General features: G+C 66.6%; 16 protein-coding genes and 1 pseudogene. All 17 read right to left on the reverse strand.

Translation table 11 applies throughout. From position 1 onward, the window contains the following. The 17 genes and pseudogenes from EXQ71_02850 to EXQ71_02930 all read right to left on the reverse strand — a co-directional run bounded on the left by EXQ71_02850 (position 1) and on the right by EXQ71_02930 (position 20,138). Positions 1 to 119: pseudogene (locus tag EXQ71_02850) on the reverse strand (DUF2497 domain-containing protein). A 383-nt stretch (positions 120 to 502) separates the two neighbouring features. Then, positions 503 to 1,762: an insulinase family protein gene (locus EXQ71_02855; GenBank protein MSO86443.1), complete on the reverse strand. Its 1,260-nt coding sequence runs from the start codon at positions 1,760 to 1,762 to the stop codon at positions 503 to 505. Between the two features lie 9 nt (positions 1,763 to 1,771). Beyond that, positions 1,772 to 4,183, reverse strand: coding sequence for a polyribonucleotide nucleotidyltransferase (locus tag EXQ71_02860; GenBank protein ID MSO86444.1), 2,412 nt, complete (start codon positions 4,181 to 4,183; stop codon positions 1,772 to 1,774). Positions 4,184 to 4,336: 153 nt separating this feature from the next. After that, positions 4,337 to 4,609 carry a 30S ribosomal protein S15 gene (locus EXQ71_02865; GenBank protein MSO86445.1) on the reverse strand — a complete coding sequence of 91 codons (273 nt, stop codon included), beginning with the start codon at positions 4,607 to 4,609 and terminating at the stop codon, positions 4,337 to 4,339. A 167-nt stretch (positions 4,610 to 4,776) separates the two neighbouring features. Then, positions 4,777 to 5,952 (reverse strand): alpha/beta hydrolase, encoded by a 1,176-nt coding sequence (locus tag EXQ71_02870; GenBank protein MSO86446.1) that lies wholly within the window; start codon positions 5,950 to 5,952, stop codon positions 4,777 to 4,779. 54 nt (positions 5,953 to 6,006) lie between these two features. Continuing rightward, a complete protein-coding gene (locus EXQ71_02875) occupies positions 6,007 to 6,957 on the reverse strand; it encodes a bifunctional riboflavin kinase/FAD synthetase (GenBank protein ID MSO86447.1) in 951 nt (316 codons plus the stop codon). A gap of 9 nt (positions 6,958 to 6,966) precedes the next feature. Then, a complete protein-coding gene (gene truB, locus EXQ71_02880; GenBank protein MSO86448.1) occupies positions 6,967 to 7,869 on the reverse strand; it encodes a tRNA pseudouridine(55) synthase TruB in 903 nt (300 codons plus the stop codon). A gap of 7 nt (positions 7,870 to 7,876) precedes the next feature. Then, a complete protein-coding gene (locus EXQ71_02885) occupies positions 7,877 to 8,263 on the reverse strand; it encodes a ribosome-binding factor A (protein ID MSO86449.1) in 387 nt (128 codons plus the stop codon). A 15-nt stretch (positions 8,264 to 8,278) separates the two neighbouring features. Further along, positions 8,279 to 11,044 carry a translation initiation factor IF-2 gene (locus EXQ71_02890; protein MSO86450.1) on the reverse strand — a complete coding sequence of 922 codons (2,766 nt, stop codon included), beginning with the start codon at positions 11,042 to 11,044 and terminating at the stop codon, positions 8,279 to 8,281. Positions 11,045 to 11,172: 128 nt separating this feature from the next. After that, a complete protein-coding gene (locus tag EXQ71_02895; protein MSO86451.1) occupies positions 11,173 to 11,406 on the reverse strand; it encodes a YlxR family protein in 234 nt (77 codons plus the stop codon). 20 nt (positions 11,407 to 11,426) lie between these two features. Continuing rightward, positions 11,427 to 12,611 (reverse strand): transcription termination/antitermination protein NusA, encoded by a 1,185-nt coding sequence (gene nusA, locus EXQ71_02900; protein ID MSO86452.1) that lies wholly within the window; start codon positions 12,609 to 12,611, stop codon positions 11,427 to 11,429. Then, positions 12,608 to 13,090: a ribosome maturation factor RimP gene (locus EXQ71_02905; protein ID MSO86453.1), complete on the reverse strand. Its 483-nt coding sequence runs from the start codon at positions 13,088 to 13,090 to the stop codon at positions 12,608 to 12,610. The genes nusA and EXQ71_02905 overlap by 4 nt, the downstream gene beginning before the upstream one ends. 162 nt (positions 13,091 to 13,252) lie before the next feature. Then, positions 13,253 to 14,665, reverse strand: coding sequence for a proline--tRNA ligase (locus EXQ71_02910; protein ID MSO86454.1), 1,413 nt, complete (start codon positions 14,663 to 14,665; stop codon positions 13,253 to 13,255). A gap of 41 nt (positions 14,666 to 14,706) precedes the next feature. Further along, a complete protein-coding gene (locus EXQ71_02915) occupies positions 14,707 to 16,053 on the reverse strand; it encodes a flavodoxin-dependent (E)-4-hydroxy-3-methylbut-2-enyl-diphosphate synthase (protein MSO86455.1) in 1,347 nt (448 codons plus the stop codon). Beyond that, positions 15,947 to 17,323: a PDZ domain-containing protein gene (locus EXQ71_02920; protein MSO86456.1), complete on the reverse strand. Its 1,377-nt coding sequence runs from the start codon at positions 17,321 to 17,323 to the stop codon at positions 15,947 to 15,949. Before EXQ71_02920 ends, EXQ71_02915 begins: the two co-directional genes overlap by 107 nt. Then, on the reverse strand, positions 17,320 to 18,495 hold the full coding sequence (locus EXQ71_02925; protein MSO86457.1) for a 1-deoxy-D-xylulose-5-phosphate reductoisomerase: 1,176 nt from the start codon (positions 18,493 to 18,495) through the stop codon (positions 17,320 to 17,322). Before EXQ71_02925 ends, EXQ71_02920 begins: the two co-directional genes overlap by 4 nt. 68 nt (positions 18,496 to 18,563) lie before the next feature. Further along, positions 18,564 to 20,138 carry a phosphatidate cytidylyltransferase gene (locus tag EXQ71_02930; protein ID MSO86458.1) on the reverse strand — a complete coding sequence of 525 codons (1,575 nt, stop codon included), beginning with the start codon at positions 20,136 to 20,138 and terminating at the stop codon, positions 18,564 to 18,566. Between the last annotated feature and the right edge of the window lie 42 nt (positions 20,139 to 20,180).

Below are 20,180 nucleotides of genomic sequence, written 5' to 3' on the forward strand. Positions count from 1 at the left end.
GCCGCAGGCGGCGGCGGAGGCACAGGCACAGCCGCAGGCGGCGGCGGAGGCACAGGCACAGCCGCAGGCGGCGGCGGAGGCGGAGGCACAGCCGCAGGCGGCGGAGGCACAGGCACAGCCGCAGGCGGCGGAGGCACAGGCACAGCCGCAGGCGGCGGAGGCACAGGCACGGCCGCAGGCGGCGGCGGAGGCACAGGCACAGCCGCAGGCGGCGGCGGAGGCACAGCTTGGGCACCGAAGTCGCCGTAGGTCGCCTCGTGGGCGGCGAGCGCCTGCATCACCCGCGTCACGTTGGCCGCAGCCTCCGGGAACCCGCCTTTGTGCTCGGCGTAGGTCCAGGCTCCCAGTTCACGCAGGAGGGCGTCGGCGGCGGTGCGGGCCTGCTGGGCGGCGACACGGTCTTGGGCGGCTTTGGTGGCCTCGCCCACCTTGGCGGCGGCCTGATCGAGAATCCCCATCTACATCTCCTTTGGCGCTGGTGACCCTCGGAGTGTAGGCAGGATCAGTCCACCAACTGTCCGACTTCGAACGGTCCCACTGCCGCCAGCGCTCGCGGACCGCTGAATACCTGCTGCAGCACCCTCGATACATCAGAGGTGGTGACGGCCCGGAAACGCTCCACATGCTCGTCGATGGTGGTGATGTGATGTTCCTGCATCAGGCTCTGACCGATACGACCCATGCGTCCACCGCTGTCCTCTAGGCCCAGCAGCATCGAGCCTTCGAGATACCCGATGGCGATCGCCCGCTCTGCCTCGGTAACACCCTCGGCCACGATCGCGGCCACCACATCGTCCACTACCCCAAGGGCCTCGCGGGCCCGCGGCGGGGCCGTGCCCAGATAGATCGTGAGATAACCCGCGTCCGCGAAAGCACTGGCGTGTGAGTACACAGAATACGCCAGGCCTCGCTCCTCTCGGATCTCCTGGAAGAGTCGGCTGGCCATTCCCCCACCAAGGATGTGGTTGGCCACCGCCATCGCCCACCGATCCGGATCGTTGCTCGCCAAGCTCCGCCAGCCCAAACACAGATGCGCTTGCTCGGTGTCGTCGTGAATCAGCTCCACCGCGCCAGGGAAGGCCGGGGGTGGCGTGCGATCGGGCTGTTCTCCCCCCACGCCCTCGCCCAGGCGCTCCGCCACCGCCGCCACCACTTCGGCGTGATCGAGACGACCGGCCGCGGCCACCACCATGCTGGCGGGCCGATACCAGCGCTCGAAAAAGGCGGCGATGTCATCGCGGGTGAGAGCTTCGACGGTGCTCCGCTCCCCCAGCACCTCACGGCCGAGGGGGTGACTGCCGAACAAGGCCCGCGACAACAGGCCATGGGCCCGATCCTCGGGAGCGTCGAGGTTCATCAGAATCTCCTCGACGATCACCTGCCGTTCGGCATCCACGTCGAGCTCACGCAAGGCCGGTGCCCGCAGCACATCACCGAGAATGCCAATCCCCAACCTGACCTGGCGGTGCGGCAGTCGGGTGTAATACGCGGTGTATTCGCGAGCCGTGAACGCGTTCATCTCCCCCCCGACACTGTCGATGGCCTCGGCAATCGCGCGCGCCGACCGCTGTTCGGTGCCCTTGAACAACAGGTGCTCCAAAAAATGGGAGGCACCAGCCAGCGCATCGGGCTCGTCGCGTCCGCCGACGCGAATCCAGGCCCCGAGGGTGACCGAACGAGCCTCCGGCATCGACTCAGTGACGATGCGGAGACCGTTCGGTAACTCGGTGTGCTCTACCCCTGGATCGAGCGGGCCCGTCATGAACTGGGGCTAGCGACGACCGCCGCCACCGCTGCGACCACGACGCTCGCCGCCCCGACCGCCACCGTCAGGCGCCGCCGCCGGGCCGAGATCGCCGAACTGCTCACGGGCTTCGGACTCGAAGGAATCCTCAAAAGACACCGTGTCGCTGGCCGGCGCCGGGGAGGACTCGGCGCGAGGGGCCCGGTCCTCACGGGGGGCCCGGTCACGACCACGATCACCACCCCCGCTGGATACTGCGCTGTCGGGGATCTCAACGGCACCGGCGAGGCTCAAGGAGACCTTGCCATTCGGGTCGACATCGTCGACCTTCACCTCCACCTCGTCACCGAGACTGAAGACATCCTCCACCCGATCGATGCGCTTGCCGCCACCAATCTTGGAGATGTGCAGCAGGCCATCGCGCCCCGGAAGGATGTTCACGAACGCACCGAACTTGGTGATGTTCACCACCCGGCCCGGGTAGACCGCCCCCACATCCGCAGTGGGCGGGTTGAGGATGAGCTTGATCTGCCGCTCGGCCTCTTCCAGCCGGAACTTCTCGGGAGATCCGATGGTGACAGTGCCCACCATGCCGTCGTCGTCCACGGAGATGTCGGCACCGGTTTCGGCCTGAATGGCGTTGATGACCTTGCCCTTCGGACCGATGACCTCGCCGATCTTGTCGATCGGGATCTCGAAGCTGACGACCTTGGGGGCGGTCTCTCCCACCTCAGAGCGGGGCTCGGCAATGGCCTTCTGCATGACCTCAAGGATGGCCAGACGAGCCTCTTTGGCCTGCTGGAGCGCCTGGGCCAAGACGTCGGCGGGGAGGCCGTCGATCTTGGTATCAAGTTGCAGCGCGGTGACGAACTCGCTGGTACCGGCCACCTTGAAGTCCATGTCGCCGAAGGCGTCCTCGGTGCCGAGGATGTCGGTGAGGGTGGTGTACTTGCCGTCTTCGTAGATGAGGCCCATCGCGATGCCGGCCACGGCTGCCTTGATCGGCACGCCGCCGTCCATGAGCGCCAAAGTGGAGCCGCAAACTGAACCCATGGAGGTGGAACCATTGGAACTCAGCACCTCCGACACGACCCGCAGCGCATAGGCCCACTCGTCGATGGAGGGAACCACCGGCAGCAGGGCTCGCTCGGCGAGAAGGCCATGGCCGATCTCACGGCGCTTCGGACTCCCCACCCGACCCGTCTCGCCGTTGGCGTGGGGCGGCATGTTGTAGTGGTGCATGTAGCGCTTGCGGGGCTTGTCACCGAGGTTGTCGAGCAACTGGTCCATCTTCGGCATACCGAGGGACAAGACGCTGAGCACCTGGGTCTCGCCCCGCTGGAACAGGCCCGAACCGTGGGCCTGTCCGAGGACGCCCACCTCAGAGGTGACCAGACGGAGATCAGACGGCCCACGACCGTCGATCCGAATGCCTTCGTTCACCGTGCGGGATCGGATGGCCGCCTTCTGAATACTGCGGGCGGCCTCCTTGATCTCCTTGGTGCGACCGGCGAAGTCCCCGCTCATCTCGGCGATAGCGGTGGCAATGGCGGCGTCAGTGGCGGCGTTGCGCTCCGCCTTGGCGGCGATGGTCCCTGCCTGGGCCAAGGCATCGCCCACCAGGGCTTCAACCTTGGTTTTTACGTCGTCTTGGTAGTCGAGGACGGGGGTGAATTCGAGCGGGGTGATACCCCGACCGGCCTTCACGAGTTCTACCAACTGGGCCTGCAGGTCTATGGACTCTTTGATCCAAACCTTGCAAGCCGTGAGACCATCGGCGATGACCTCTTCGGTGACCTTGGGGGCGCCGGCTTCGTAGTGGTCCCACGCCTTCTCGGTGCCGCCAGCCTCCACCATCATGATGGCCACGTCGTCACCCACGCCGCGTCCGGCGACGATCAATTCGAAGGTGCTCTCCTCCACCTCTTGGAAGGTGGGGTGCGGGATCCAGGTCCCGTCGGTGCTGAAGGCGATCCGCACGGCACCGATGGGACCGTGGAACGGGATGCCCGAGATCGACAGGGCGGCCGAAGCGCCATTGATGGCGAGCACGTCGTAGGGGTTCTCCTTGTCCGAGCCCATGACCGTGACCACGACCTGGGTCTCGTTGCGGAACCCGTCAGCGAAGGACGGCCGCAGCGGCCGGTCGATCAAGCGGCAGGCCAGAATGGCGGCGTCGGTAGGACGGCCCTCCCGGCGGAAAAAGCTGCCGGGGATACGCCCGGCGGCGTACATCCGCTCTTCCACGTCGACGGTGAGCGGGAAAAAGTCCATTCCCTCGCGCACGTTCTTGGCCGCGTTGGCCGTGACGAGTGCTTCGGTGCCCGCGATCTTGGCCACCACAGCCCCCTGGCTCTGGAAGGCCAGCTTGCCCGTCTCGAACGAAAGGGTCTTGTCGGTGCCACTGATAGGCGCCGTAACGATGATGGCGTCAGCCATGTTTGTTCCTCCTTGCCAGCTCGGGGACTCCCCCGGCCGGATCTGAGGCGACAGCGGCCAGTTCCCAGGTGGCGACCACCGGAGGAGCCCCTCCGGGAGTCGGCAACTGGCAGCTGACCCGCCTTGCCGCCAAGCGTGTGGGTGGGTTGCGCCTTAGCGCCGCAACCCCATCTTCGTGATGATCGAGCGGTATCGCTCCACATCATTCTTGCGCACATAGTCGAGCAGGCGACGACGTTGTCCCACCAGCATCAGCAGGCCGCGCCGGCTGTGGTGGTCCTTCTTGTGCTTTTGCAGATGCTCGTTGAGGTGGTTGATCCGCTTCGTGAGGATCGCAATCTGCACCTCGGGCGAGCCGGTGTCGGTGTCGTGGAGGCGATGCTCCGCAATGATCCCGGACTTCTGCTTGTCGATCTGCTCAGACATACCTAGAGATTCTCCGTGGGGAGGGGGGACTGGGGCCCGGCTCCGGTGAGCGCTGCACAGGGCTGGCGCATCGGGGAGCAAAGCTCCTCAGCAGCCCGAATAGGACCTACTGAGAACCTGGCCAGGATAGCAGTCGCCCCCCCGAAGCCCGCAATCGCCGCCTCCGCTCAGCCGTCGGCCGACCGGGCGGGGAGGCACGTCCAGGCGAACCGAGGGGCCCGATGGAGGTCCTGGGTATCGTGGACCCGCTGACGGGGCGTGAGATCGAGAACGAGCGCGTTGGGCTCGTAGAGGGCCGCTTCCACCTCGTCGTCGCTGGCATCGACCGGATCGATCCCGTGCCGGAGTTGGGCGTTGAGCACGGCGGTGCCAAGGCGTCCCCGCATCAGTTCATGCACGATGGCGGGCAGGGTTTCGGGGTCTTTGAGGAGCCAGGAGTGCGAACCGCCCTTCACCACCACAAGGTCTCCTCGAGTTCGCCGCGCTGCGTCTTTGGCCGTGGCGAGCGGGACGGCAAAATCGCGAGTGCCATGGATAACGAATACCGGGATCTTCTCCTCCCCCAGGGTTTCGAGCATCCACCTACTCCCGCGGCTACGCAGGATGGAGGCCGACGGCCCCAACAAACGCCACGGCCGCCGGAGGTGCCCCCGGATGGTCGGGATCACGAGATGGCCGAGCTTGAGGGCCTGGCGAGGGTCGCCGAACCACGGCAGCGTGGAGACCGTATCCACCACCAACGTGGCGCCCACCACCCCGAGAAGTGGCGGGAACACCCGGAACAGGTTGACCATCCGATCCCAGGTATCACCCACAATCGCATCGAGCAGGACCACCGCGATCGCCCGGGACGGCTCCATGGCGGCCAACTCGGTCACCAGACGACCGCCCATGGAGTGTCCCACCAGGACCGCTTCAGCCACGCCCAGGTGGTCGAGCACCCGACCGAGCAACTCGGCGTAGCTCGTCATGGTCGCCGCGCCGGTGGGGAGGCCGAGGGTGCCACCATGACCGGCGGCATCCACGGCGATCACCTTGAACCCGAGGTCGACCAGCCGAGACAGCGTCTGGGCGTAGAGGATCCCTTCGGCGGAGAAGCCGTGCACCACCACGAGCGGGACGCCTCGTCCGCACACCGCCACCCCCACGGTGTGGCCATCGGGCAAGGTGATCTGATGGCGCGCCAGGCGCGGCAGGGTGACATCAACTTCTTCGTCCACCTTCAACCCGGGTCCGATAATCGGATCAGTGGCCGGCGCCAGGTGGCGTATCACCGGGCGGCCCCCCGGGGCGGGTTGGTGGTCCTCTACCCGCACCACGATCGGATCCCAGCCCTCATCCATCGTCTCAGTCTGGCCTACCGCCCGGCTTGCCCCGACCACCCCCACCGGCAGGGCTCACCTCAGCCGAGCACGCGCGTCGTGGCAGTCTTGTTGGATCTGCTCCACAAGGGCCTCGACGGTGCCGTAGCGCTCTTCGCCGCGCAGCCGCGCCACGAAACGCACCTTGGCTGGCTCGTCGTACAGATCGCCGGTGAAATCCAGGAGGTGGGCCTCCAACAGACTGGCATGGGCCTCGGCATAGAAGGTCGGACGGCGACCCAGAGAGATGGCGGTGGGGTGCACCGAGCCGTCGGGGCGCTCGTACCACCCGGCGTAGATGCCATCGGCAGGCAAGAGGATGTCGCCTGATACCGAGACGTTGGCGGTGGGAAACCCGAGTTCCCGACCGCGTTCATCGCCATGGGCCACGATCCCACGCACCTCATAGGGGCGGCCCAACATCACCTGCGCCCGCTCTAAATCACCTTCTACCAGCGCGTGTCGGATGGCGGTAGAGGACGCCTTATCGCCATCGGCAGCCGGGGAGCCGGAAGCATCGACCAACGCCATGCCCTCCACCTTGAAGTGCTGGCGCGCCCCCAGGGCCCGCAAGAGTTCCACGTTGCCTTGTCGCTGGTACCCGAAATGGAAGTCCTCCCCCACGATCACCGCCACGGCCGCCAGGCATTCCACCAACACCTCGGTGGCGAAAACTCCGGCGGGCTCCTTGGAGCGCGCCTCGTCGAAGGTGACCACGAGGCAACGGTCGATACCCGTGGCGGCGAGAAGCTCAAGCTTCTGATCGAGGTCCGTGAGTAGTCGAGGGGCCGACTCCGGACGAACGACCGAAGCCGGATGGCGGTCGAAGGTGACCACGGCACTGTCGTAGCCGCCCGCCGCCGCCTGCCGTCGAACCTCGGCAATCACCGCCTGGTGCCCAAGGTGCACGCCGTCGTACGCGCCGATAGTCACCACGCTGCCCTTGGCGGGGCGCGGACAGGACCCCACGTCGTGCAGTACCTCCATGGGACGAGGTTAGGGCTGCCCGGCCGGCGCGAGCACGACGGAGGGCTTGGCCAAGCCCTCGTGGTACCCCTCGTACACCGCCAGCAGGTTGCCCGCCGGTCCTACGATCGGCCACGGCCCCTCCCCCACCAGCCCCAGAACCTGCCGCGGCAAGACCTTTCCAAAGCCCACTGCGGTCGCCACCTCGTCGTCCACGATGACCATCGCCATGTCGCCCAGGGCTGCCGCCGGGCTCAGAAGACCCTCGGGGGTGATGGCCTCCACCGCTACTGCTCGATCCACGGAAAAGGACCCGATGGCGGTGCGACGCAGATCGCGCAAGTGGGCACCGCCCCCGAGGGCCGTACCAACCTCCGCCGCCAGGGAACGGATGTAGGTACCCGACGAGCAGATGACCTCGATGGGGAAGCAGCCCGGTTCGATGGGTGAGCCCACTGCGAAGGCGTGCACGGTCACCGGGCGGGCGGCTCGCTCGATCTCGATCCCTTGGCGGGCCAACTCGTGCAGGCGCCGGCCACCCACCTGAACCGCCGACACCATCGGGGGCACCTGGAGGATGGGGCCGGTCAGAGCGGCGGCCGCCGCCGCCACCTCGGCCCGACCCACCCCGGCCATGTCCCAGGTGCCAGTGACCGCACCGGAAGCATCGAGGGTGGCGGTAGAGGTGCCGAGGACCACGACCCCCACATAGGTCTTCGACGGAAGACCGAGGTACTGCAGGAGCCGGGTAACCTTGCCCACCCCAAGCAGCAACAGACCGGTGGCGTCGGGATCTAAGGTGCCGGAGTGCCCCACCTTTCGGGTGCCGAGCACCCCACGCGCCTTGGCGACCACGTCGTGGCTCGTCCAGCCGGCGGCCTTGTCGACCAGCGCCAGGCCATCCGGACCGGCCGGTCGGCCACCGGCGGCCATCAGTCGGTCAGACCTCGCCGTCGCGGATCTGGCGCAGCACCTCTTCGAGCCGAACCGCCCCCCGCGCTACATCGTCGGGTTTGAACACCAGTTCCGGCGTCCGCTTCACACTCGTCTGCCGACCGATCGCCGCCTGCAGGCGATGGCGTTGATTCCCGAGGGCCTCCAACACCACCTCGTCGTCGTCCTCCCCGGCGAGGGTGTCGAAATACACCGTGGCACGACGCAGATCGGCCTCGCAGTCCACCGACATGATCGTCACCAACTCCAGGCGATCGTCGTCGAGTAGCTCGAGTTCCTCGGCCAGGATCTCCTGGAACAACTTGTTCAGACGCGCGGTACGCGGGTAATCCCGGGCCGTGCTGTGGCTGCGGGTGCGGGCACGCTTGGGCATGTCAGTCCAGTTCACTCACGTGCGAGGGATCTCGCGCTCCTCGAAGGTCTCGATGATGTCGCCTGGTTTGAGGTCCTGGAAATCGGTGAGGCCGATGCCACACTCAAACCCGGTCGCTACCTCGCGCACGTCATCTTTGAAGCGCCGCAACGAGTTGACGGCGCCTTTCCAAATGATTGTGCCCTCCCGCAGGAAGCGGACCTTGGAGTTGCGGGTGATCACACCGTTGAGCACGTAACAACCAGCGATCTTGCCGACACGGGGCACGGAGAAGATCTCGCGCACCTCGGCGTCGCCGGTGACCACCTCCTCGAACTCGGGGGCGAGGAGACCGACCACTGCGCTCTCCACGTCCTCGATGACCTGGTAGATGATCTCGTAGTTGCGGATCTCCACCTCTTCGGCCTGGGCCAGCTCGCGAGCCTTGCGGTCGGGACGCACGTTGAAGCCAATGATGGTGGCCCCCGAGGTGGCGGCCAACTGCACATCCTGCTGACTGATCCCACCCACGGCGCGGTGCACGAAGCCCAACTTCACTTCGTCCCGCTCAAGCTTGCGCAGCGATTGGGTGAGGGCTTCCAGTGAACCGGTGGTATCGGTTTTGAGCAGGATGTTGAGCGTGGCCACATCGCCGCGCTGGATCTGTTCGAAGATGTCCTCCAAGCGCGCCCCCGAAGGGGCGGCGGCCTCGCGACCGAGGTTCGCCACGCGATGCCAATGCTCCCGTTTCTCCGCCACCGACTTGGCGGTCTTTTCATCCGGGGCCACTACGAAACCGTCGCCGGCATCAGCCACATCGTTGAGACCGAGTACCTGCACCGGCATGGACGGACCGGCTTCGGTGACCTGCTCGCCCAGATGGTTGATCAAGGCCCGGACCCGACCCCAGGCTGGGCCAGCCACCAACGGCTCGCCCACCCGCAGCGTGCCGCGCTGCACCAAGATGTTGGCCACCGGGCCGCGGCCGGTATCAAGGTGAGACTCCAGCACCACGCCCGCCGCACGGCCCTCAGGGTTGGCCCGGAGGTCCTCTACGTCGGCCACGAGGAGCAGCGTCTCCAGCAGCGTGTCGACACCATCACCGTTGAGGGCGGATACCGGAATCATCTCGACGTCGCCACCCCAGTCCTGGGGAATGAGACCGAGTTCGGAGAGTTGCTGCTTCACCCGGTCGGGTTGGGCCTGCTCGCGGTCCATCTTGTTGATGGCCACCACGATCGGAGCCCCCGAGGCCTTGGCGTGGTTGAGAGCCTCAATGGTTTGGGGCATCACGCCGTCGTCGGCGGCCACCACTAGCACCACGATGTCGGTGGCCTCGGCGCCCCGGGCGCGCATGGCCGTGAAGGCCTCGTGACCCGGGGTATCGATGAAGGTGATCAGGCGATCGTTTTGGATGGCTTGGTAGGCCCCCACGGCCTGGGTGATGCCGCCGGCTTCGCCGGCCACCACATTGGTGTCGCGGATACGGTCCAACAACTTCGTCTTGCCGTGGTCCACATGGCCCATCACGGTGATGATCGGTGGACGTTGGGCGGCCTCGTCGTCGTCGTCGTCGAACAGGGCATCCATTCCCAGCAGAGCATGCAGCCCCACCTCTTGCTCTTCGCCGGGATCGACCAAACGGATGGTGGCGTTGATCTCGGCTGCGAACAGTTCGATCTGCTCGTCGCTGAGCGACTGGCTAGCCGTCACCATTTCACCCATTTGCATGAGGAAACGGACCACATCGGCCGCCGTTCGGTTGAGTTGGGGACCCAACTCGTGCGGGGTGCACGAGCGCTCCAACACCACCTCGCCCTCCGGGACGGGAGCGTCGGTAGGCGTGAAGGTTTGGGCATCCATCGGCTGGAGTTCTTCGCGATTCCGCCGCTTTCGCCCGCCACGCCGCCGCGGCGGGCGCTGCTGACCGCGACCACCGCCAGGACCACGGCCCGGGCCGCCGCCGGGGGCACCGCCGCCGGGGGGACGATTGGGACCGAATCCGCCGGGACCCCCGGGGGTGCGCGCGCCAACGGGGGTGTCGGCGGGTGGGCCGCCAACGCGGCGACCCGGCGGCGGTGGAATCGCTCGACCCGCGGGCCCGCGCGGGGGAACCGCCCCGCGCCCACCCATGCCGGGAGGGGGCGGAATGGGTTTACCGGAATCGGATCGTAAACGGGGACCGTCGGTGGGGGAAGTTGGGGCCGGTGCCGCGTTCTCGGCGCTGGGGGACGGAGCCGCCGGATCCGAAATCGCGGCCGCCGGAGCGGGCGCCGGAGTAGCCGCGACCGGAGCCGGCGCCACCGGAGTCGCGGCTGCCACGGGCCGGACCGGCTCATCGTCCACTCGGCGGGGCGGCAGCGGCCGCTCACTGCCACTCGAGGTGACCAGTCGGGCGGGAGGACGCGGCGGGGCCGGGGCGACCGGGGCTGGTGCCACCGGGGCCGCCGCCGGGGTCACGACGGGGGCCGGGGTCACGACGGGGGCCGGGGTCACGACGGGGGCCGGGGTCACGACGGGGGCCGGGGCCACGACGGGGGCCGGGGCCACGACGGGGGCCGGGGCCTTGGCCGCAGCCGGGGCCTTGGCGGCCTTGGCGGCCTTCGGAGGCTCCTCCGGCTGCACCTCCCGAACCATTCCCTCCCGCTCCGCCTTACGACGGACGCGGTCAACCTGCGCATCTTCGATGCTCGAAGAATGCGTTTTTACACCGATCCCCAGCGATCCGCAGAGGTCGAGCGTTTCCTTGTTCGTCATCCCGAGCTCCTTGGCGAGCTCGTGTACGCGCTTCTTGGCGGCCAAGGTCCTGGTTCAGTCCTTTGTGGTTGATCTATGAGGGCGCGGGCTGCCACCGGGCGGCACCACGGCGTTCCATCCTCGCACGAACCGCCGGGTTGGCACGATTCCGAGAGGTAAACGGGTAGATCGCCTCAGGGGTCGGGGCTCGGCCAGAGGGCAAGGACCGCCGCTGGGGCCACGGGCACCCGCAGGGCCTTGGCAAAGGCATTCCGCTTCGCCGCCTTCTGCACGCACCCGGGAGCATCGGCGCAGATCCAGGCCCCACGGCCCGGAAGGCCTCGACCGGCCAGCAGGCTACCCCCCGGTCCGCTGACCACTCGCACGAGGCGCGAAGGGACCGCCCGACGACGGCACCCCACGCACATACGGCGTTTCTCGGCGGTCGCTACTCCGTCTCCTCAGCCGCGACGGGTACCACGTCCGCCTCCACTACTTCCTCCACCAACTCCTCACTGTCCGCCTCCACCGTGGGGTGCGCCCATTCCTCCGCTGACAGGGCCGGTCCGCCCTCCGCGGGTACCCAAACCTGCTCTCCGGAGACAGCATCCACGACCCACTCACCTTGGGCCCACTCCTCACCCTGGTAGGCCTCTTCGTCGGCGATCATCGTCTCGCTCTTGATGTCCACCCGCCATCCGGTGAGGCGAGCGGCGAGGCGAGCATTCTGGCCCTCCTTACCAATGGCCAGCGACAGTTGGAAGTCCGGCACGATCACCGTGGCGGTACCCGTCTGGATGTCGATACGGACCTCCTTCACCTTGGCCGGCGACAGCGCCTTCATCACAAAATCGTACGGATCCTCCGAGAAGGGAACGATGTCGATCTTCTCGCCGTTGAGTTCGTTGACGACCTGCCGAACCCGAGCCCCGCGGGCGCCCACGCACGCCCCCACCGGATCCACGTTGGCGTCGTTCGACCAAACGGCGATCTTGGTGCGGTGCCCTGGCTCGCGAGCGCACGCCTTGAGTTCCACCACCCCTTCAGCAATCTCGGGAACCTCTAGCTTGAACAGTTCCAAGATCAGGCCCGGGTGCGTGCGGGACACCACGATCTGCGGGCCCTTAGACGTGCGACGCACCTCCACGATGTAGGCCTTGAGCCGAGTGTTGGGGGCGGGACGCTCGTAGGGGACCTGCTCGGCTTGGGGCAGCAGCGCCTCCACCCGACCAAGATCCAGCAGCGTGTAGCGGCTGTCGGTCTGCTGGATGATTCCGGTGACGATGTCGCCTTCGCGCCCGGCGTACTCCGAGTACTTCAGTTCGCGCTCAGCCTCACGAATCCTCTGCGTCATGACCTGCCGGGCAGTGGTGGCGGCGATCCGACCGAAATCGTCGGGGGTCACATCCAGTTCGGGCCCATAGGGCTCGCCATCCTCGTCGATCTCCTGGGCAAACACGCGAATGTCGAAGCTGCCCGGGTCGATGGTGACCCATGCGTACTCATTGGCGTTCGGCATCCGCTTGTAGGCCGACTCGAGAGCATCGGCGAGGGCGACGAGCAGCACGTCCACCGAAATTCCCTTATCGATCGCCAGCGCCGCGAGAGCTTCTCCCATGTCGATGTTGCTCATGAACTCGCCTTCTTTCCTGTCTTCTTGGGCTGGCCGCCCCACTCGAAGGTGGTGCGGGCCCGTTCGATGTCGTCAAAGCGCACGGTGTGGCGCTCATCGTGGGCATCTTGCACGGTGACTGAAGTGTCGTCGGTCGCGGCGATGGTGCCCTCCAGTCGGCGCTCACCCTCGGTGCCGGGCTTCGTCTTGATCTTCACGTTGGAACCGATGGCACGACCGAAATGGTCCGGGGTGCGCAAGGGGCGTTCAAGACCGGGCGTGCTCACCTCCAGGGCGTAGTTCCCGTCGATGGGGTCGTGCTCGTCGAGCGCTCGAGAGATCACCCGAGCCACCCGGGCCACTGCACCTATATCCGCACCGCCGGGACAGTCCACCAGCACCTGAAGCACACCGTTGGCAAGTTCGAGGTCGTAAAGATGGAGGCCAGCGGCCTCGACAAGGGGCACCACGATCACTCCAACCCGGTCGATCACAGTCATGGCACTCCGTCACCTCCTCCCTGACATAGCAACGGCGCGGGCCGAAGCCCACGCCGCTCAACTCCACGGACGATCTACAGAACACCCGGAGGCTACCAGTGTCTGGAGCAACCACACCCATTGGGGGAGCCTTGGCCATCCGCCACCAGGACCGTTGCGGTGCTAATACGACCGGGCGAGGTAGGCGATGAGGTCGGCGTCGTCCTCGCTGGTAGGGAGACCCCCCTCCGCGGTTTGTAGGCAACGCACCGTCACGGCATCTTGGGCCAGACGCGCCTCACCGCCATCTTTAACCAGATCCCAGGCCACCCGAGCGAACCCAACCTTGGCCCCCTCGATGGCTTCTTCCACCGTGGTGGCGTTCACGGTGCGCTCGTCTCGATGCGCCGTCGCCCGAGCCAGCATGTTGGCCTGAATTTGAACCAATAGGTCCGGCACCCGGTCCGCCACCTCGGCCACGCCCACCGGCCACTTCTCCCCCGTATCGCGTCGGACCAGCGTTACAAGACCCTCGGCCAAATCACGCGGGCCCACCTCGACGCGCACGGGCACCCCCTTCAGTTCCCAATCGGTGGCGCGCCGACCGAAACTGGTGGCCACCTGCGCGTCGAGTCGCACCTTCACCCCGGCCCCTTTGAGGGCCGCCGCAAGGGTGGCGGCGGCATCGCCCGCGCCGCCTTCGTCGCGCACCAGTAACACCACCGCCTGGATAGGCGCGAGCGCGGGCGGGACCACCAGACCCTGATCGTCGCCATGGGCCATGATCAGCCCACCCACCATGCGGGTGGAAGTGCCCCACGAGGTTGTCCAGCACAACTCGGTCGAGCCCTGGTCGGACAGATAGGTGATGTCGAATACCTTGGAGAAGTTCTGGCCGAGATCGTGGCTCGTGCCCATCTGCAGTGCCTTGCCATCCCCCATCATCGCTTCGCAGGCCAGGGTGTTGATCGCCCCGGGGAAGCGTTCGGCAGCCGTCTTGCGCCCGGCGAGAACCGGGATCGCCAGCACGTTCACCATGAAATCCGTGTAGACGTCGCGCAGGATGCGCTCGGCATACGCGTTGGAATCCTCGGCGCTGGCGTGGGCGGTGTGGCCTTCCTGCCAAAGGAACTCAGTAGTCCGTAGGAACAGACGCGGTCGCAACTCCCAGCGCACGACGTTGTTCCACAGGTTCAGCAACAGCGGCAAATCGCGGTAGCTCTGAATCCACTTCCCCATGTACTCACCAATAACGGTTTCACTGGTGGGCCGCACCACGAGAGGCTCATCAAGTTCTTTCCCGCCCGCGTGGGTGACCATGGCCAACTCCGGACTGAAGCCCTCTACGTGCTCCGCCTCACGAGTGAGGTAACTCTGCGGGATGAACAAGGGGAAGGCGCAGTTCTCCGCTCCCGCCTCTTTGATCCGGATGTCTTCCTCCGCCTGCATTCGCTCCCAGATGGAGTAGCCGTAAGGGCGAATGACCATCGTGCCGCGGGCGGGCCCGTTCTCGGCCAACTCTGCTTTGGCCACTACATCTTGGTACCAACGGGGAAAGTCGTCGGATTGGGGCGTGAGGATGGGCTGCTTGGCCATAGTGAGGATGCTAGGCGCCGGCGGCGCGGCAGACCGCTTGATTAGAGGCTGGCCCGCTTGCGGATCAGGTCCACCCGCTGCTCGGACTGATTCGCATCATCACCCTGTTCGGCGAGCAGCACAGCACGGTCCCGTTCGGCCTCCCGCTCGGCCTTGGCGGTATCCACCCGGGCAATGGCGGCCTCGGCCCCATGAGCATGGATGAACTCCGCCCACTCGACCAGCGCCGAAACCATCTCGTCCTCGGGCACGACCGCCACGTTGCGGCCCTTCACGAACAGATGACCGCGCTTGTTGCCCGCCGCGATGCCGATGTCGGCGTCGCGCGCCTCCCCGGGACCATTCACGACGCATCCCATGACCGCCACCTGCAGGGGGATTTCCCGATCCCCGAAGGCGGCCATGGCGTCCTGGGCGACCTGGATCACATCGATTTCGGCCCGGCCGCAACTGGGACAGGCGATGAGATCCACGTTCTTGCGCTCCCGCAGCCCCAGCACCTCGAGCAGTTGGCGCCCGGCGCGGGCCTCCTCCACCGGGTCGGCGGTGAGGCTGTAGCGAATGGTGTCGCCGATGCCCTCGGCCAGCAGCGTGGCGAGACCGGCAGTGCCCTTGAGGAGCCCGACCGGCGGCGGACCGGCCTCGGTAACCCCCAGATGCAGGGGGTGATCGGTGACGTCGGCCAACTGTCGATAGGCCTCGATCATCAGCGGCACGCTCGATGCCTTCACGGAAATCTTCACGTTGTCGAAGCCCACTTCCTCGAAGTAGGCCAGTTCTTGTTGCGCCGATTCCACCATGGCTTCGGGGGTAACCCGGCCGCCGTACTTCTCGTACAACTTCGGGTCGAGACTGCCGCCGTTCACCCCGATCCGGATCGGAATGCCCCGGTCCTTACACTCCTGGGCCACCAGTTTGATGTGCTCAGGCTTGCGGATGTTGCCGGGATTCAGGCGCAGGCACTGCACCCCGGCATCGAGGGCGGCCAGGGCCATCCGGTACTGGTGGTGGATATCGGCCACGATGGGCACCGGCGAACGCGGGATGATCTGGGCGAGACCCTCGGCCGCCGCGATCTCGTTGCAGGTGCACCGCACGATGTCGGCGCCGGCGGCGGCTAGGGCGTAGATCTGTTGCAGCGTGCCCTCGACATCGGCCGTCTTGGTGATGGTCATCGACTGCACCGTGATGGGTGCGCCACCCCCCACGGGAACATTGCCCACCATGACCTGGCGGGTCTGGCGGCGCGGGAACGACGACTCGCCGATTTCCACCGGTCTCCTAGCCCAGTCCGATGGGATCTCGGACGTCGAGATAGATCGCCGACATTCCGATAATGAGGAAGAACATGATGACGGCGTAGGTAAGGGGGATGAGACGGGAGACATCGGCCATGTAATGACGGCCCTTAGTGGAGCGAATCCGCTCGTAGGTAGCGATCACCACGTGGCCACCATCGAGCGGCAGCATCGGGAGCATGTTGAGCACGCCGAGGGAGATGTTGATGAGGGCGAAGAACACGAGGAAGTCACCCAGGCCCTCGCCCACCAGGGAAGCCCCAATACGAGCGATCCCCGGCAAGGACATCAGCCGCTTCTCGTCGCCGGACCGGGGCGCCCGGGATGCGCTCGAATCCCCCGAATCCCCCGAATCCCCCGAATCCGCCGAGTTCGCCTCGGAGCCTTGGACAGAACTGCCTTGCGCCACGCTGCGGCTGAAGTCGCCGAGATCATGGGCAAAGAATCCGACGAGGCTCGTGGCGGTCTCCTTTATCCCGATGGCGGTGAGTTCCACCGCCTGAACAGCCCCTTCCATCGGGTTCACCCGCACCTTGGCCGCCGGCACGTCGGCGTTGCCGATACCCAAGAACCCCATACTGCTGTCTTCTTCACGCCGCCCCAACGTGGCGTTCAGGGTGAGCAGTTCGCCGTTGCGCTCCACCTCGACCGCCACCGTCTCGCCGGCGCGGGCCACCACCAGTGGGCCTACGTCAGAAAAGGACTCCACGTCAGTGCCGTCGATGGACACCACGAGATCGCCCTCGAGAACGCCGGCAGCGGCCGCGCCCGATCCCTCACTCACGCTGCCCACAATCACCGGAGGCGGTGGGGCACCCAGGCGCTCACCCAACCCGCCGCCGCCGTCTATCCCCAGGATGGAAAAGGCGATGAAGAACAACACGATCGCCTGCAGGAAATGCATGAGCGAGCCCGCCGATGCCACCAACAATCGCTTCGGGTAGGACTGTTGCCGGTAGGTACGCGGTTCGTCCTCGGGGGTCACATCGGTATCGAGGTTGGACATGCCAATGATGCGCACATAAGCGCCTAGGGGCAGCAACTTGATGCCGTATTCGGTCTCACCCCGTCGGAACGACCAGATCTTCGGGCCAAAGAACAGGAAGAACTCGGTGACCTTCATGCCCGAACGCCGCGCCGCCATGTAGTGGCCGAGTTCGTGGAGGAAGATCATGATCAACAGGCCCGCGATGGTGAGGAACCATCCCACGCCCCCGTAATAGGCAATGGCCAACACCAGTGCCGCCAGCACGCTCACGCGCCACGGCTCACCGGCTACCTCCCCGGCCGGTTTCCCGGCGGGGCGAACGGGTTCGACGGGGCGAACGGGTTCAGTGGGGAGAATGTTGGTGTCGGTCACTTAGCGAACCTCTCTGCGATGACGCCCGTGGCGGCGGCACGAGCCGCCCTATCGGCCTCGATGACAGCGTCGACGCTCTCGGCCTCTCCCCCATCATGCCGGGAAAGTACCTCGGTAAGGACGTCAGGGATAGTTATCCAGGGAATCTGGCCCTCCAGGAAGGCCGCCACCGCCACTTCGTTGGCCGCATTGAGCCACGCCGGGGCGGTTTCCCCCATCCGTCCTGCCTCATAAGCCAGACCCAGACAGGGGAAGGCATCCGCGTCGGGCGGCTCAAAATCGAGCCGTCGCAATGAGGACCAGTCGACGCGCCCGAACGCCGTGTCGATTCGATCGGGGTAGGCCAATGCGTAGGCAATCGGCAGTCGCATGTCGGGCAGGGACAACTGCGCCATGGTGCTGCCGTCGGTGAACTCGGCCATCGAGTGCACGATCGACTGCGGATGCACCACTACCTCGATGCGGTCATAGCCCACCCCAAAAAGTTCATGGGCCTCAATCACCTCCAAGCCCTTGTTCATGAGGGTGGAGGAATCGATGGTGATCTTTGGCCCCATGGACCACGTGGGGTGCGCCAACGCATCGGCGACGGTGACCTCGGCCAGATCGGCTTTCGTGCGACCACGGAACGGACCCCCGGATGCGGTGAGCACGATGCGACCTACCCAGTCGCCCGCGACCCCCTGCGGGTGCTGGGCCCGCAAGCTCTGGTGGATAGCGCAGTGCTCGCTATCCACCGGCACCAGCTCGCCGGCACCGGGCGCATCGCGAACCCGCCGCACGACCGGCCCGGCCGCAATAAGCGACTCCTTGTTGGCCAGGGCCAGCCGCGTACCCCCGCCGAGGGCAGCCAAGGTCACGCCCAGCCCGGCGAAGCCCACGACGCCATTCACACACACATCACCCGTGTTGGCGATACTGGCAAGCGCATCCGGACCCCCCACCACGTCGGTACCCGACGGCACCCGGGCCGCCAGTTCGGCGGCCCGGGAATCATCGGCGATCGCCACCACCCTGGGGCGCCACCGCTGCGCCTGCTCCACCAACTGCGCCACGGAAGATCCGGCTCCGAGTGCCACTACCTCGAACCGCTCGGGCTCGGCCTCGATGACCGACAGTGCCTGCGTGCCGATCGACCCAGTCGAGCCGAGGATGGACACGGAGGTGGTCACCCCCCAAGGCTACCGACAGATGGGCCGATGAATCGCCAAAAAGCCCGAACGACCGCGCGGCGGGTTCGCTAGAGGAAGAAGTGGCGCACCGAAGCGAGCAGGTAGAGGGCGGGAAGGACAAACAACATCGCATCGAAGCGATCCAGCACCCCACCATGACCGGGGAGAATCGAGCCCATGTCCTTGATCCCGAGATCACGCTTGATGAGCGACTCACACAGGTCGCCAAGCGGGGCGGCCAGGGCGATCACGAGGCCGGCGAGAAGACCATCGACGAACCCGTTGATCGGTCCGAAGCCAACCACCAAGGCACCCGCGGTGACGACCACCACGGCCACCACCATGCCCCCCACCAGGCCCTCCACCGTCTTGTTGGGACTGGCGTTCGAAAGCGGCTTAGACCCGGCGTTGCGGCCAATGACCAGGCCTCCCAGGTCGTAACCGACCGTACCGATGATCGCCGCCAGGAGTATCCCGATGCCCGGCTGGCCGATCCCGAGCATGAGGCCGGCGAACGACCCGGAGAGCCCAACCCACAACACGGCCAACAACGTGACCCCAATGTTCATCACGGGGGCTTCAGCGGCGGCGCCCACCAAATAGTGCAGGAGGCAGACCGCCAGGGTGAGAAAGAGAATGCCGGGCAGAACCGCTACGCCGTTGTTGTAGGCGCCGATCACCAAGCCCACCGAGGCCACGATGCCCACGATGGGCAGGGGCGTGTACCCCGCTTGGCGCAGTACCACCAAGAACTCCATGGCGGCGAGACCCACCACGGCGGCCACCAACACCATGGCGGCGCTGGGTCCGATTTTGAAGAGCACGAGAGCGAGGCCGAGGAGTACCACGCCCACGATGGCCGCTTGGCCCATATCTCGGTCGCCGCCCCCGCCGGCGGAACGGACGGCTCGCCGGGGCCGGTAGCCGCTGCCATCGTCATCGCCAGAAGCCGCCGCTACGGGCGCGCTGGCTCGACGCCGGCGCCGCGGCGCCTGCTGCTCGCTCTGAGCGGTGGCGTCGTCGGCGCTGTCGGCCCAGTTGTCGGATAAACCCCCATCCTCAGCGAACACCGAACGGGAACCACCCTCGGGGTCGTCGTCGGCAAGGTCGGCGAAGGTGAAGTAGTCGTCGTGGGTGGGACGCTCACGGTCGTCGAGGGCCCCCAGCGCAACCTCGTCAGCCTCCGCCCAGGCGGCAATATCCTCGAAGCCCTCCGCCCCGTCGAAGGACCGACTGTCATCCCGCCAACGCGGACTAGCGGTGGCAAAACTGGTCCAGTCCTCATCGTCGCCGGCGGACTCACCGGGCTGGTCGGGAAGGATCTGGGGGACCTGCCCGGTGGGGGGCTCAGTCCAGTGGGGCAGCGACACCGGACCCGATGGCGGGTCGGTGGGGGCTACCGCCGAACGCGCGATGTCGCGCGGGTCCGACGACGAACCCAGGGGGAATCTCAACACCGGACGCGAGCCATCCCGCTCGTGGATGGCAGGACGGTCGCCGTAGCGCGGCTGAGTGCCGCCGCGTCGCTGGGCCACATCATCGCGGTCCATCGCCTCGGCGGCCTCATCGGCACCAATAATGCGCACCCCCTCGTTTGGGGGGGTCATGGGCCCGTCGCTTCGTTCTTCACGTTTCTCGGTCATCGGACCTCCATCAGTCCTCTGGGCGCCCACCCGTCCAGCCCG

Source organism: Acidimicrobiia bacterium, from assembly GCA_009694375.1.
Lineage (GTDB): Bacteria > Actinomycetota > Acidimicrobiia > Acidimicrobiales > VFJN01 > VFJN01.